Origin of the sequence: Photobacterium sp. 2_MG-2023, assembly GCF_030547675.1 — a bacterium.
Lineage (GTDB): Bacteria > Pseudomonadota > Gammaproteobacteria > Enterobacterales > Vibrionaceae > Photobacterium > Photobacterium arenosum.
The window spans coordinates 44,979-59,031 of sequence record NZ_JAUOQQ010000025.1 but is presented as its reverse complement, the minus strand read 5'-3'; the positions used below and the strand labels follow the sequence as shown (position 1 = coordinate 59,031).

Annotated in this window: 14 protein-coding genes and 1 pseudogene; 5 read left to right on the top strand and 10 right to left on the bottom strand. The window is 48.2% G+C overall.

Going from position 1 to position 14,053, the window contains the following annotated elements:
• Nucleotides 1-239: 239 nt before the first annotated feature.
• Nucleotides 240-1,481 carry an MFS transporter gene (locus Q4491_RS17560; protein ID WP_303459429.1) on the bottom strand — a complete coding sequence of 414 codons (1,242 nt, stop codon included), beginning with the start codon at nucleotides 1,479-1,481 and terminating at the stop codon, nucleotides 240-242.
• A gap of 114 nt (nucleotides 1,482-1,595) precedes the next feature.
• Here Q4491_RS17560 and Q4491_RS17555 point away from each other — a divergent pair, with 114 nt between their 5' ends.
• Complete coding sequence (locus tag Q4491_RS17555; protein ID WP_303459426.1) at nucleotides 1,596-2,489, top strand: LysR family transcriptional regulator; 894 nt, start codon at nucleotides 1,596-1,598, stop codon at nucleotides 2,487-2,489.
• A 298-nt stretch (nucleotides 2,490-2,787) separates the two neighbouring features.
• Here Q4491_RS17555 and Q4491_RS17550 read toward each other — a convergent pair whose 3' ends face one another.
• The 8 genes and pseudogenes from Q4491_RS17550 to Q4491_RS17520 all read right to left on the bottom strand — a co-directional run bounded on the left by Q4491_RS17550 (nucleotide 2,788) and on the right by Q4491_RS17520 (nucleotide 8,330).
• Entirely contained in the window at nucleotides 2,788-3,399 is a 612-nt protein-coding gene (locus Q4491_RS17550) for an FMN-dependent NADH-azoreductase (protein WP_192014268.1), read from the bottom strand.
• A 331-nt stretch (nucleotides 3,400-3,730) separates the two neighbouring features.
• On the bottom strand, nucleotides 3,731-4,162 hold the full coding sequence (locus Q4491_RS17545; RefSeq protein WP_303459462.1) for an acetyltransferase: 432 nt from the start codon (nucleotides 4,160-4,162) through the stop codon (nucleotides 3,731-3,733).
• 210 nt (nucleotides 4,163-4,372) lie between these two features.
• Entirely contained in the window at nucleotides 4,373-4,861 is a 489-nt protein-coding gene (locus tag Q4491_RS17540; RefSeq protein ID WP_303459421.1) for a GNAT family N-acetyltransferase, read from the bottom strand.
• A 114-nt stretch (nucleotides 4,862-4,975) separates the two neighbouring features.
• Nucleotides 4,976-5,713, bottom strand: coding sequence for an SDR family NAD(P)-dependent oxidoreductase (locus Q4491_RS17535; RefSeq protein ID WP_303459419.1), 738 nt, complete (start codon nucleotides 5,711-5,713; stop codon nucleotides 4,976-4,978).
• A gap of 86 nt (nucleotides 5,714-5,799) precedes the next feature.
• A pseudogene (locus Q4491_RS21530) lies at nucleotides 5,800-5,913 on the bottom strand (addiction module antidote protein, HigA family); the annotation flags it as partial.
• 45 nt (nucleotides 5,914-5,958) lie between these two features.
• Nucleotides 5,959-6,447: a GNAT family N-acetyltransferase gene (locus tag Q4491_RS17530; RefSeq protein ID WP_303459416.1), complete on the bottom strand. Its 489-nt coding sequence runs from the start codon at nucleotides 6,445-6,447 to the stop codon at nucleotides 5,959-5,961.
• 91 nt (nucleotides 6,448-6,538) lie between these two features.
• Nucleotides 6,539-6,913: a nuclear transport factor 2 family protein gene (locus Q4491_RS17525; RefSeq protein WP_237795248.1), complete on the bottom strand. Its 375-nt coding sequence runs from the start codon at nucleotides 6,911-6,913 to the stop codon at nucleotides 6,539-6,541.
• A 628-nt stretch (nucleotides 6,914-7,541) separates the two neighbouring features.
• Nucleotides 7,542-8,330 (bottom strand): hypothetical protein, encoded by a 789-nt coding sequence (locus Q4491_RS17520; protein WP_192014276.1) that lies wholly within the window; start codon nucleotides 8,328-8,330, stop codon nucleotides 7,542-7,544.
• Nucleotides 8,331-8,623: 293 nt separating this feature from the next.
• Here Q4491_RS17520 and Q4491_RS17515 point away from each other — a divergent pair, with 293 nt between their 5' ends.
• From Q4491_RS17515 to Q4491_RS17505, 3 genes are all read left to right on the top strand, one after another.
• Nucleotides 8,624-9,613 (top strand): GTP-binding protein, encoded by a 990-nt coding sequence (locus Q4491_RS17515; RefSeq protein ID WP_027254190.1) that lies wholly within the window; start codon nucleotides 8,624-8,626, stop codon nucleotides 9,611-9,613.
• A gap of 65 nt (nucleotides 9,614-9,678) precedes the next feature.
• The gene (locus Q4491_RS17510; protein ID WP_303459406.1) at nucleotides 9,679-11,061 is read left to right on the top strand and encodes a TldD/PmbA family protein; all 1,383 of its coding nucleotides are present in this window, start codon (nucleotides 9,679-9,681) and stop codon (nucleotides 11,059-11,061) included.
• The gene (locus tag Q4491_RS17505; RefSeq protein WP_303459404.1) at nucleotides 11,061-12,401 is read left to right on the top strand and encodes a TldD/PmbA family protein; all 1,341 of its coding nucleotides are present in this window, start codon (nucleotides 11,061-11,063) and stop codon (nucleotides 12,399-12,401) included. Before Q4491_RS17510 ends, Q4491_RS17505 begins: the two co-directional genes overlap by 1 nt.
• A gap of 158 nt (nucleotides 12,402-12,559) precedes the next feature.
• Here Q4491_RS17505 and Q4491_RS17500 read toward each other — a convergent pair whose 3' ends face one another.
• The gene (locus Q4491_RS17500; protein WP_218386994.1) at nucleotides 12,560-13,186 is read right to left on the bottom strand and encodes a LysE family translocator; all 627 of its coding nucleotides are present in this window, start codon (nucleotides 13,184-13,186) and stop codon (nucleotides 12,560-12,562) included.
• Between the two features lie 232 nt (nucleotides 13,187-13,418).
• On the opposite strand from Q4491_RS17500, the gene Q4491_RS17495 reads away from it, so the two are divergent.
• Nucleotides 13,419-13,910, top strand: coding sequence for an Lrp/AsnC family transcriptional regulator (locus tag Q4491_RS17495; RefSeq protein ID WP_218386993.1), 492 nt, complete (start codon nucleotides 13,419-13,421; stop codon nucleotides 13,908-13,910).
• Nucleotides 13,911-14,053: the final 143 nt, after the last annotated feature.

Here is a 14,053-nt window from a genome sequence, read left to right as displayed (position 1 = left end):
GATACACCGAACCCTGGATTGTGTGAGGATTGGGCCTCAAATTCATGCTTCAAATGCCTCTCTAAATAACCAAGGAGATTCGAATTGCAATCTTTTCACACAGGTAATGTGGTTTTATTGTAAGTCTGAGAAATACCATTATTGGTTGTTTCGAAGATTTTTTTGTGCAGCGATTATAGACCCCCTGAGGAATTACGATAAATAACATCGCATCCCTCGAATGTGGAACTCCAAATAAATCACCGCCCCCTTCTCAAAGAAACCATAACCTGAGCCAGCCCGACCAAAATAGCCGAAATCAGAAACGTAACCCCAAAAGCAGTGGCAGGTTGATTCTGAGTTTCAGGAAAAAAAGTTGATGTAAAAAGGTAGAGCCATCCCATGACCGAAGCGCCAGCCATCAGGCCGAGATTCCGGGAAAAATGAAGCAACGCCGACGTCACTCCTTTTTGCCCTTCCTTAACTTCTGTCATTACAGCCGTATTATTGGCGGCCTGAAACATGGCATAGCCAGCGGTAACCAGAATTAAAGCAAATAGATAGACAGGGACAGAAGTCCAGAATGCGCTGGCGGAAATCAGGAGGCAGCCCAAAAGCATAATCCAGAGGCTGACACGAACCACAGTTCCTGACCCCAGATGATCCGTGAGCTTTCCAGCGGGAGCACCAGTAAGAGCAGAAACAATCGGTCCGACCGACAAAATAGCGCCAATTTGCGCTGGTGAAAGCTGCAGGCCATCAGTGAAGTAAAACGGGCTCACAACCATGGTTGACATAATGATGGCCGAAACGCAGACATTCGCAGTCAGGCTGCCTGCCAATGCCGGATTTTCAGAGAACTGAGCCAGAAAACGTCCTGACTTCACCGATTTGAAGGGCACAGGCGCATTGTCTGGTAACTGCCGGGCCAGTAACAACAAAGCAAAAATACAAAATGGCACGCTGACATAGAACAGCGCATGCCAGTCAAAATGCGAGATCAAATAGCCGCCCAAGACCGGCCCGAGTGCCGTCCCGATTGCAGAGGTTGTGCCTAAAATCCCCATCGCGGTCCCGGTTTTGGTTGCAGGAATAAAGTCACTAACGAAGGTCATCGCCAGGCTGATGAATATCGCGGCCCCAATCCCCTGGACCAAACGCGCCGCGATCAACTGTGTCAGGCTTTCCGACACAATGCAGGCAATGAGACCGCAGAAAAAGAGGCCGATACCAAAAAGAAACAGTCGCTTCCGGCCAAAGCGATCACCCCATACGCCGGCAATTGGCATAAAGCATGTCATCGCCAGCAGATAAACCACAACCAGCCATTGCACCTCAGACATTGGCACTGAAAAACTGCTGGCCAGCCTGGGCAAAGCCACATTGACGATACTGATATTTAACGAAGAAAGTAGCACAGCAACGGCTAACCCCAGCAGTGAGAACCAGTTTGTCATCGACAGATTCTCTGCCTTTTCTGCCTGTGAAATTTCCGCTTTCATGAAGAACACTCCAATTTGAGACCCGAGATAAAAGCCATCTTAAAATCTGACCTTGTTTTGCGGAAGACGCATCATTTACACTCATTGAATGCATAGAACGCTATAGGTAGACAAATGAAAGCGATCGACTTGAATCTGATTCCGGCCCTGAATGTCCTGTTAGAGGAACGCAACGTTGCCCGCGCAGCAAAACGGATGAATTTAAGTCAGTCTGCAATGAGCAGAACGCTGGCACGATTGCGCATCACCATGGACGATCCGGTGTTAGTCCGGGCCGGACGTCATCTGGTCCCTTCTCCCAGAGCGCTGGAAATTCAGGCTCAGGTCAGCCAGCTGACCATGGATGTCAGAGCCATTCTGACCCCTGCTGTGCCCGTCAACATTGCCAGTCTGGAGCGAACGTTTACGCTGTTCGTCAGTGAGGGATTTGTGGAAAGCCTGGGAGGCGCGCTGATGAAGCGCATGACAGAAGAAGCACCACGGAGCCGTGTTCGTTTTATCAGCCAGTCTTCACATCAAGGCGCAGGGCTGCGAGATGGCAGCGTCGATATCGAAATCGGAAAACTGAGGGAAACCACCCATCCGGAACTCAAAGTACGTCGATTATTTGAAGATCACTTCATCGGTGTGGTGTCCGCTCAACACCCCTTCAGCCAGCGTCAGGTAACCGCTGAGCAATACTTCAGCGCCGACCATATTGGCGTGACCAGAATGGACGCAGACAAAAGCCACCTCGAAACCCTGTTGAACGAATCCGGACAACGCCTTAACATCCGTGCCTCCGTCAGCAGTTACACCAGTGCCGTCACGTTAGCCAGCGCCACCGCCTTAGTTGCCACTGTCCCCGCCAAGCACACACAAAGCTTCCGGCAGGGGATGCATTGTTTTCAACTGCCATTCACCGTGCCGCCGATTCCAATATCCATGCTCTGGCACCCCAGAATGAATGCCGATCAGGCCCACGGCTGGCTGAGAAAAACAATCGTCGACATCAGTCATGAGCTCTGAATCTGAGCACCATCACCACGCCGCCCAAACCTCATTCAGATCAAAGCGGTATTTATACGCCATCACCACATTGTGGCCCTGAAAATCGTAATCTTTTTTCGCTGAGTATCGGGCTGAAGTGGCGTAGGGAGATTTTTATTTACACTTGTTCAGCTGAGAGATCCTAAGAGCAATTTGATACCTGAGCCGCGGCTCTATGGGTATTTTCGCCTATGCAACACTCACAGCTTGGCGTTATTTACAAGATCAGGAACGATTAAAAATAATTTACTCTTTGTTAGCATAAAGTATCACCTATCTAAATATTCATATTATCAACTAAGGAGATCGCTTTAGGGACAGCGCATTCACTGGTAAGCGGATCGTGCGTGCCATCTATTCGAACGAATTTCAAATCTGTAATACCAATATATTGAAACGCATATTTTATATAAGGTGTAAACTGATCATGGCTGACAAGCGGTCCATATGAAAAGATGCTTCCGCTTGCCACTACGATATATACCGTTTTATTTGGAACCAACCCCACCTTACTGCCCGCTGCGTCTGTAAACTTGAAGGTCCGCCCTGCCCGAGTGATATGATCAAACCAAGCTTTCAATACTGATGGCAATCCCAAATTCCAGATCGGTGACGATATGACTATCAAATCACTTTCGAACAAGTTATCAATCATTCGATCCGAAAGTTCTACGGCTTTTGTTTGTCTCTCTTTCCGTTCATCTGGTTTTGTTAAGAATGCTTCAACTGTACAAGCATCCAGATGCGGCAAAGGTTCTTGAGACAGGTCAATAATTTTTTCATCTATACCTGGGTATTTCTTTTTCAGCCTGTCGACGAGATAGTCGGAAACTTTTCTCGACGCCGAACCGTCAATATTTGGGCTTACTTTAATGTGTAGTAAATTCATGTACTTATCCTTTGCAATTCAGAACTCAACTGTAGTTGTTGTTCACACATACTTTTGTGCTGACTGCACTTTATTCGGATAACAAGATAAGCTATTCATGAAGGTAATTATTGAATATTTCCGACATCCACCGATTCGGATGTTTAGGGTATGGGGCACATCAATCGACGCTGTAGACTAAATCAGCGTATACTTTTCTTACGGCCAGCTCACTGCTCCTAGAACATGACTCAAGACTACATCAGTGAAAAAAGAGAGCGACACAAGCGGTTCTCTTTTCACTACATAACCGGAACGAAAAGCCGTCTCCGTATCTGGCCTTGGTAAATTTTTACAACGCCAAATGCAACAGCGGATAAGGCTTGCCCTGCCCGTCCACTGATGAACGCCCCGTTATTGAAAAACCCATATGCAGGTAAAAACCCAGTGCCTGCTTATTTTGTTCATTCACGTCAACCTTCGAAGCTCCCTGCACTTTGATTGCATGGGCCACTAACAAAGCACCAATGCCTTTTCCGCGTACATCAGGTGAGATGAACAACATTTCAATATTGCCATCATGCACACCGCAGAACCCCAGTATTTCACCCTTGCCATTTCTAGCGCACTTTAAATCAACAGCATCAAAGTAATGATCCAGAATTAACGGTTTTAACTCCTGCAGATCTTCCTCCAACAAAAAATCATGGGTTGCTCTCACTGACGCCTCCCAGATGTCTATCAAACTAAGGTGATCTGCTTTTTCTACGATCTCTATTTTCATCATTAAACCCAATTACACATTTCACGCTAAAATAAGTGACGTCTGATCCCACCGGGCCGAAAAACCAATCAATCAATCATCAATAGCGGGAGCTTTAACTTAGCCCCACCAAAACCGATAAAACACCGAGGGCTTCAATCACAAATCCACCAGAGAACGCTCTACTGGATGTCTGGATTTTTCATTCTCGGAATGTCGCACTCTGTTGGATTAATTCTGCTTCTTACCTGTCAGGCACTCCGCTACGTTGAGCTCATAGGTTGTGAACCTATCGCCTATCATTTCCGTTGGGAACACGCTTTGGGATATTTTACGTAAGAACTCATATTCAGGGCGTGTGTGTAGTAAGTGGATATAAACGACTTCATGACCAAAATCATGAGCCCATGAGATTAGCGATCTAAAAACCATTTTCCCTATGCCCCAACTGCGGTCATCTACGACTATGGCTATCTCATGCCCAAGCTCTGATAATTGTATTCCACACCAACCGACTAATTCGTCATCGACGATGATGGCTCTTACTATACAACCTTCAAGATCATCAATTTCGATCTTGTCGCAAATCCACTTTTCTGAAAGATCAGAATCAAACTCATCATGGGTAATGAGGTGCTTTCTGGTACTCGCTTTGTTGAGTATGGCAATGAACTTGTCTGATTCTATTTCATCAAGAGACACATACTGAAGATTACTCATTAGTCACCATTTCGCCTAAAGAATGACACCACCGTCTCATCTGCTTTGCCACACACTCGTAAAGCCAGATAAAAGCAGTCGGCTGCGCGACACTTATCATTATCTGTTAACCGCTTATGTCAACGATAACCCACCATCTACGACCAGCGTATGCCCCACAATGTAGCTGGCTTTCTCAGATAATAAAAATTCGATAGCATTGACGATTTCGTCAGTATTGGCAAAACGCTGAATCGGCACAACGTTGGACACATCTGCCCGGATATTGGGAGCATCAATCTGCCGCTCCTCCCAACGAGGCGTCCATGTTACACCGGGAGCAACGGCATTAATACGAATGCCTGAGCTTATATTTTCCAAAGCCAATGAAAGAGTTAGCCCTTCTAGTGCGTGTTTGGCTGCACTGTACATTGAAGCATTCGGCGTTGGTCTCAAGCCATTTACTGAGCTGACATTGACAATAGAAGCGCCCGCATTCATCAGGCTGATTTCGTGCTTTAAACACAAAGCCTGCGACCAGAAATCTACCGACAGCGTTTCTCTTAACAATGAGGTATCAACTTCATGGAAATTTCCTCTTGAGGAAAGAGCGGGTGATGCATTATTCACCGCAACATCCAATACGCCGTACTCAGCACTGATATGACGGAACAAATTTTCAAGATCGGACTCAACGGATATATCTGATTGTTGATGATCAACAACGCTCAACTCAGGAAATATTTCGAGCACAGTTGCCCAGGTTTCTTGTGAACGAGAACATGTGATCACCTTATACTCTGACTCGACCAGTCGCCTGACGGTCTGAAGCCCAATTCCCTTTGTACCTCCTGTTACTAAAGCAATTTTCATTTTTGAATTCCTTTTCATATATTTCGATTAACGGCTAACACCTTATCAGGCGTTGCCACACACTCGTAAAGCCAGCTGAATATAAAGTAAAAATCTGGTAAACGCACCAACGTCGCCGCTACCTTAATTGCCACTGATACCGTAACAGCACCACTATTAATCAAATTATTCACCGTATTTTGATGAACACCCATCGCATCTCTGGCGCTTAAGATGTAATACACTAAATTCGATATTATGTGGGTCTAAGCAAGTATTAATGCCATTTGAATGGAGTCGAAATACTGTTCATCGAATTTCATTGCATTTTTCTTGATTGTTTCTTGAACAAAACCAAGTTTTTTATACAAGCCAAGTGAAGCTAAATTGTCGGCTCTGGTTTCTAGTTCTATGCGAGTTATTCCTTTCAACTTCGCTTTTTCAATACAAGCAATTAATAACTTCTCTCCCACCCCTTGCCCCCGAAAATCAGGATGAACGCCCATACCTAAACTACCGCGATGCATTAATGCCGGCGCCCAATGCGAAAAAATATCAGACCAACCAATGACTTTATCACCATCGAGTGCCACAAATTGAATTGCATCTGACTCTACACTTTGTTTCACGAACCCTTGAATGGTTTCCAATGGTAAAGCTTCAGTCTGAGCAAGATATCGTTTTTCTTTGGCAACAATATCTAAGCAGCGATGAAAACCTTCTGCATGCTCCTGCTTTATATGAGAAATCTCCATATCTCTTCCCTCTTACTATTTAACGAATGCCACTTCGGACTTGTGCAGCACCTGGATAAAATGTCAACTGCGCGACTCTAATCTTTAACTGTTACGAGATAACTGTCGACTGCGCTGAAATGAGTTGCCACTTGTTGTTTTGCTTTAGCCAAACGCGAGAGAAAGCAAAAACACCATTGGCCTTAGCACCATCATATTTCCCTTTAATGTCTGCGTTTACATGAACCAAAGCGATATTTCCTTGTGGTACTACCTGAAAATCACGTAATTCGATTGATTCAATGCTTAACAAACCAGAACGGTGCAAGGCGATATCATCTTGCTTTGATACCCGTTGGCCAAAGTGATTAATGAATACCAGGGCATCTGATAGCAAATCGGTTAATGCAACAGTATCTGAGCTGAGCATTGAAGCCTTTAGTTTTTCCTCAACAGCAAAAATTTCCTGAACTATGTCACTTTCCATACGAACAACGTCCTATTCTTTTCTTTGTATCACACAGCCAGCACGCGTGGCTTTGTAGTGAAGACGATGATGCGCCGAGCCTGTTAATTCGAACTCATTCGGCATATCTACCCGTCCCTTAATCAAGTTCCAGAATGCATAAGCTTTAGCTGTAAGTGTGTATTGAGCAACATGCCGGTTCACGCCGCTGCCAGACTGATCATGTCCGCACACCATGTGCACATAATAGAATATTTTCAGTGAGTAATTCACTGAAACAGACAATCTCTGTCTCGTTAATACCAGACTATTGAATATTAATTAAAGTAATCCCCCAAATCAGGGAAAAATTCAGGACGAATTTTAGGTTGTCGGCGCCGGGAGCGCCTACAACCGACCCGGACAACACCAGAGAACCCAAAGGCATTTCTGGATACATTTGTGCCGGCAAAGAGTATCTGGCGCGCATCCGAAAATGGTGAGACTCTCTTCAAAACAAAGCGCGACATACCAACGCGATTCAATATTTGCACTCTTTCAACTGGCTGGCTGCCGACAGAAAAGGCAGTGAATAGAATAAGCAAGAAAACACGAAACATCGGCGTATTGGATCAGCCAGAATATGACAACACAATCACCTTACCAGACATTAATTACCGCTCTTGTTACCTCCCATACCGCTCTGAAGATCAACCATCGACTGCTGACTCACCTTAATCAGGCCATTTTGAGGCCGGTTGAGATCAACCACCAGCGTGACGAGGACCGCGAAAGCAAGCAGTAACGGGATCACCGCAATCAACCGTCGCTTACCGGAGTAACCCACTTGCGTGCCCAGCGCAATCATCGCAAGCGCTGTAATGGCCGCCAGCGCTACCCAGATACTGGCAGGAATCCGGCTTCGCAATGCCCCTGTTACTCTTTTTTCATGCATATCGATCAGATCATTGGTCGCCTGAACCATCAGCGAACTCAATGGGCTTGGATTTGCAATGGCAGCAGTTGAAACTGCATCCCAAAGCTGGCGATGGATTGCGAGTGATTCTCTCAATGCTTCATTGATATCACTGCCGCTGGCCGCTGCGAGTCGAATCTCGACATAAGATTTGAGCAAATCTTTCACAATACTTTCAGATGACTCATCCAACAGATCAGCCCGAAGATAGGCAGTGCCGATCACATTGGCTTCCTCAAGCACATTGTTGCGTCGAATTTCGTGCTGAGAGGAGGCAATGGAAAACGTAAACGCGAGCACGAACGCCAGCATCCCAAGCAGTCCTCCAACCATAGACCCAAGCGGACCGGGAACTTCCTTATCTTTCCGGGCAAAAGCATGACGGCCAAACTGAAAGCCAATTTCGCAGAACAGCAACATCAGCAAAGCAATGCCGACAAAGATCAGAGTGATCGGCAGGGATTCAAACAGCTCGCCATTCATGGGCCACTCCTGAAGCGGGTGCGACTGAATACCGCAGCCGGGGCAACTGAATTTGCCACCGGCTGTTCTATCATCATTATTGATTAAGCATATGTCGCAAATTCCAAAGGTAGCAAAAGGATTTCACCCGAGGTGACCGGCACACAAACACACTGACCCACCGGCCATTTTTGCTTCACTCAGCAGACAGGATTGACCCAAAGCCTAAGAAACCCACACAGTTTCCTTCAATTCACGGCCTGCCATACAGTATGATGACCAGTAACTTAGTTATGCGGTAAGACGGATTCTCAATGACTATCAGCAAACCTATTCCGACCAATATCATCACTGGCTTTCTGGGAGCCGGTAAAACCACAGCCATTTTATCGCTGCTGGCGCGTAAACCTGCCGATGAGAAATGGGCCATTTTGATCAATGAGTTTGGTAACGTAGGTGTCGATGGAGCCATGCTCGACCAGCAGGGTGCCATCGTCAAAGAAGTACCGGGCGGCTGTATGTGCTGTGTCGCCGGACTGCCGATGTCGGTGGGCATCAATGCCCTGCTGGCCCAAAAGCCGGATCGCCTGCTGCTGGAACCCACTGGTCTGGGCCATCCGAAAGAGATCATCAATAAACTGACCTCCGAGAGCTATGCCAAATACATCGATCTGAAAGCGACGATCACTCTGGTTGATCCGCGTCAGTTTTCAGACAGCTTATATACCGATAACCAGAATTTTCAGGATCAGATTGCGCTGGCCGATGTGCTGGTTGCTAACAAAATCGATGCCTGTAGCGATTACGATCTGCTGATGTTTGAGCAGTACGCCAGCGAGTGCGAACCAGCCAAACAGATGATCACTCAGGTTGAGCAAGGGCAACTTGATCTGTCTCTGCTGGAACAGCCTCGCATTGCACGTCAGGCTGCACACAGCCATCACCATCATCATGACGATGCGGCCGCGCCCCTGCCGGGCTTAGAGCTGGCCCCCGGTGAAACCTTCATCCGTAAAGAAAACCATGGTCAGGGCTATCACAGTTGCGGCTGGTTCTTTGCGACTGACCTGCACTTTGATTTTTCCCAGCTGTTTACCCTGTTCACTAACCTGAATGCCCAGCGCGTGAAAGCCGTGGTTAACACCGAACGCGGATGTTTTGCTTTTAATGTGGTCAATCGGGTAGTCTCGGTGAATGAACTCACTCTGGAAGGGTTTGAGTCCCGCATTGAAGTCATTGATAAGGACATACTGCCTTGGGATGAATTAGAAGAGATTCTTGTCTCTTTGACAAAAAAAGCCTGATACCGACTATTATTCATCAATGCTTTGGGATCAACTTGCCACCTGAATTTACGCAAGGAGCAATTATGCTAAACCCATCAACGGCGAAAGCCGTCATCGACCATGCGCTGTTTCTCGGCGCAGACTTTGCCGAACTTTTCGTCGAGCACCACCAGTCGGGCTCTGTCGAGTTCAATGCCGGTGATGTCGATAAAATCAACGGCGGTATCGATTTTGGCATCGGTATCCGACTCTTCTTTGGTCACAAAGTGCTGTACGGTTACACCAACAGCACTGAAGAAGAAGAACTGAAACGCGTCACCAGCCTGCTGGCTGCCAAAGATAACCGCGATCAAATCATGCAGGCATCCGCACTGAATTTCAGCCGGCTGACAGACAGACATCCAGTGCGCCAGCCTTTGTCGCAGGACGCCAATCTGGCAGCCAAAATCGCCTTCCTGCGTGCCACCGACAAAGCGGCCCGTGCAGAAAACGACAAAATTGCCCAGTTCATCGGCCGTATTCTGCAGCGTCAGCAGCAGGTAGAAATTTTTAACTCCAATGGCCTGCACACCGGTGATACCCGCCATTACACCCGCATTGCTGCTACCGCTGTCGCGCAAGATGGTAGCGAGCAGTCTACGGGTTTTGAAGCACCGGGTGCATTGACCGGCTGGGAATTCAACACCCGCATCGATCCCACATCTCTGGGCCAGCAAGTAGCGAAACAAGCGATGATCAAGTTGACGGCAGATAACTGCCCGTCTGGTGAAATGCCGGTGATCATAGGTAATGGCTTTGGTGGCGTGATTTTCCATGAAGCCTGCGGACACCTGCTTGAAACCACCTCGGTAGCCAAAAAAGCCTCGGTTTTCCATGACCAGATGGGCGAAATGATTGCTAACCCTGTGGTCAGCGCCGTGGATGACGGCACCATGGAAAATGAATGGGGTTCCATCAACATTGATGACGAAGGCATGGCAACCCAGCGTACTCAGTTGATCAAAGACGGTAAGCTCACCAGCTTTATGGTCGACCAGATGGGCGCCAAGAAAACCGGTTTTGCGCCAACGGGTTCCGGCCGCCGTGAATCGTATAAGTTCGCGCCTACCTCCCGCATGCGTAACACCTTCATCGAGCCGGGCGACAGCAGTCTGGAGGCGATGATCGCCAGCGTCGAAAAAGGCATTTTCGCCAAGAAAATGGGCGGCGGTTCCGTTCAGCCTGGCACTGGGGAATTCAACTTCGCGGTGCAGGAAGCCTATTTGATCGAAGACGGCAAAATCACCCGTCCACTGAAATCAGCGACGCTGATCAGCACAGGGCCGAAAGTTCTGAAGGAAATCAGCATGGTCGGCCAGGATTTCGAACTGGCAGCCGGTATGTGTGGCTCGGTCAGCGGCTCAGTGCCGACGACAGTTGGTCAGCCAGCACTTAAAGTAGACAATATTCTGGTGGGAGGTAACTAATGGCGGATCAACAAACCCTGCAACACGCCATGGAACAGGTACTGGATCTGGCCACCTCTGCGGGTGCCGAAGCGGATGTCCTTGCCAGCAGCAGCCATAACCTGTCACTGAAAGCCAATAACGGCGAACTGGATGAATACAAAGTCACCTCCGGCCAGGTGATTGGCGTACGCGTTGTCAAAGACGACAAAGTCGCCACCAGCTACTCGGAATCCCTGCATCCGGACAGCCTGAAACTCATGGTTGAGCAAGCACTGCAAAGCGCGCAATTCACCAAAGCAGACTCCCACCAGCGGATCCAGGCAAAGAACAGCCGCTTAACCACTGACTCGCCTGAAATTTATCAGCAAGACGATGTGGATATCGAACAGAAAATCGCGCTGTCGCTGGCGCTGGAAAAAGGCGTGATCGAAAAAGGAGCCAGAAGTGCGCCTTACAATGGTTTTGGTGAATCAGACAGCCTGAGTATGCTGGCCAATACCCATGGCGCATTCTGTCAGCATCAGGAGCGTTCCACTTTCTGTTACACCTATGCCCTGATTGATCAGGATGGCAAACAAGCCATGCATGGTGGCATGTCATCCGGACGTCGCTTTGCCGAGCTCGACCCTGACTATTGCATTAATCACGGTGTCGACACGGCGCTGGCACTGCTGGACGGCGGCCCTATAGCGACCGGCAAGTATGCGGTGATCTTTAATCTGAGTGAACTGAGCAGCCTGTTTGGCGCCTTTGGCATGTGTCTGTCCGGCCAGTCGGCCATGAAAGGCATTAACCCGTGGCGCGACGCCCTGCATAAGCAGGTCGCCAGCTCACTGCTGACGGTCAGTGATATGGCCTATGTGAAGGGCGGCTCTGCCATCAAAGCCTTCGACAGCGAGGGATTTGCCACCCAGGACACGATTCTGATCGGTGAAGGCCAGCTGCAGAGCCTGCTGCATAACAGCCACACCGCCAGCTATTTCGACATTACCAACACAGCCAATGCTGCCCGTTCGGCCAAAGGGGGCCTGGGTGTTGCTTCGCGCCATCTGGTGATTGCCGAAGGCCAGAGCAATGACGCCGAAGTGACCGCAGGTGAATACCTGGAACTGGTTGAGCTGCAAGGCGTACACTCAGGCGCCGATGCCATCAGCGGCGACTTTTCTTTCGGGGCCAGTGGCTTTCTGTGCCGCGACGGCAAGCGCATCCAGCCGGTACGCGGCATCACAGTTGCCGGTAACTTTTACCAGTTGATCAAAGCCATCGACGCCGTCGGTAATCAGCTTGAAAATGACTACGAGCGCGATTTCTTCGCACCCAAAATTCGTTTCAGCGGATTGAGTATTGCGGGTAAATAATCAGACTGGTTAAACCGTAGGCTTATTAAAATGACCTCATCAAATGGATGAGGTCATTTTTTATGCTCAACCAGCTTTCCTGTTTCCTCAAAGCCAGTGCTTACCTGGCCCAGTTTTACCTGACCCAGAGTTTACCTGACATATAGCGGGGCTGCGCTTCAGACCATACGCGCCGCCATACTGACAGCTGCCAAAAACATAATGACCCCCGCCCCTTTAAACAGCCAGCTCTGTGCCTGAGAGCTGGCGAGAAAACGCCGGATTTTCAGCGCACCAAAGATAAATACCGCGCCGACAAAGACAAGAACCAGTATGGTCAGCGGCACTAAAAGCAAACCCCAGGTTTGGAACGACACAGTATCCAGCGTGATAACCAGCGGCAGAATGGCCAGATAGAATGCGATAGTTTTCGGGTTACCCAGAGTAATCGTTAAGCCGGATAGCCAGGCTGCCGTCAATTCCCGCTTGTTTGTCTGTTTATCTATGTTGATGGCTTCCGGGTTGTGATTCCAGAATTGCCAGGATAACCACGCCAGATAGAGGGATGCACACCAACTGACTGCTGTGAACAAGCCGCCGTAACTATGGGCAACAACAGCAAGGCCAAACACGGCAAAGGACAGGTAAATTAAATCCCCCAGAATTAACCCGCTCAGCATGGTAAACCCGGTGACCGCACCGCCACGTACACTGTGCGCAACCAAGGCTGTCATGCCGGGGCCTGGAATCGCTGCCGCCAGCATAAGCGCTGACATGTATGCCAGGATTTGTGTTGTCTCTAACATGAAAATATCCTTTAAATCAATTGTCTTTGTGTTTATACAGCTTCTGGGATCTGCTGAACTCTGCTTAATAATCCTGCGTGACTCGCGACGCAATAAGCCGCCTCTCTGTCCGGTCATTCACACAGAGTGAAATAGTATGCATTTTATAATAAGAAATGTGTTACCTATATCGCTTAACATTCGGGCTTAAAAAGGTAGAGTCTTGCTTAATACACACATTTAGAGAAAGAAAATGGCAGACTGGATGCTGAATCGGACAGATATTAAAATTCTGACACTTTTGCAAGACGATGCGCGCATCACCAATCAGGCGCTGGCAGATAAAATCGGGCTGTCGCCTTCTCCCTGCTGGCGCAAAGTCCGTAAGCTGGAAGACGATGACATTATTCAGGGATACAGGGCTGTTCTGGACCGGAGGAAGATTGGCCTGGGTGTGATGGTATTCGTTCGGGTGGCAATTGACAGTCACAGCGAATCGGAAGCCAGAAAGTTTGAGGAAGAAGTAACCGCACTGGACGATGTCGTTGCCTGTTACAGCATAGGCGGCGATGCCGACTTTCTGATTCAGGTTGTTTCCCCCGATCTCGATTCCTACGCCGACTTCGCGATGTCAACCATACGGCGTTTACCTGGAATTAAAGAAATGCAGAGTATGTTTGTACTGAAAGAGATTAAGCCGTTCAGCGCATTTCCAATTAAAAATGTTCAAAACGCAACAGGTTAGACGCTGTTACCAGTCGGTTTCCGCTTCTGTCCGCTGTTTTTCATTCAATAGACGGGAACAACAGAGGAGTTTTTGAAGTAAGCCGCAAAAATACCGGAACAAAATAGAAACCAAGTTTCATATGATTCATTGTTCTCAGTGTT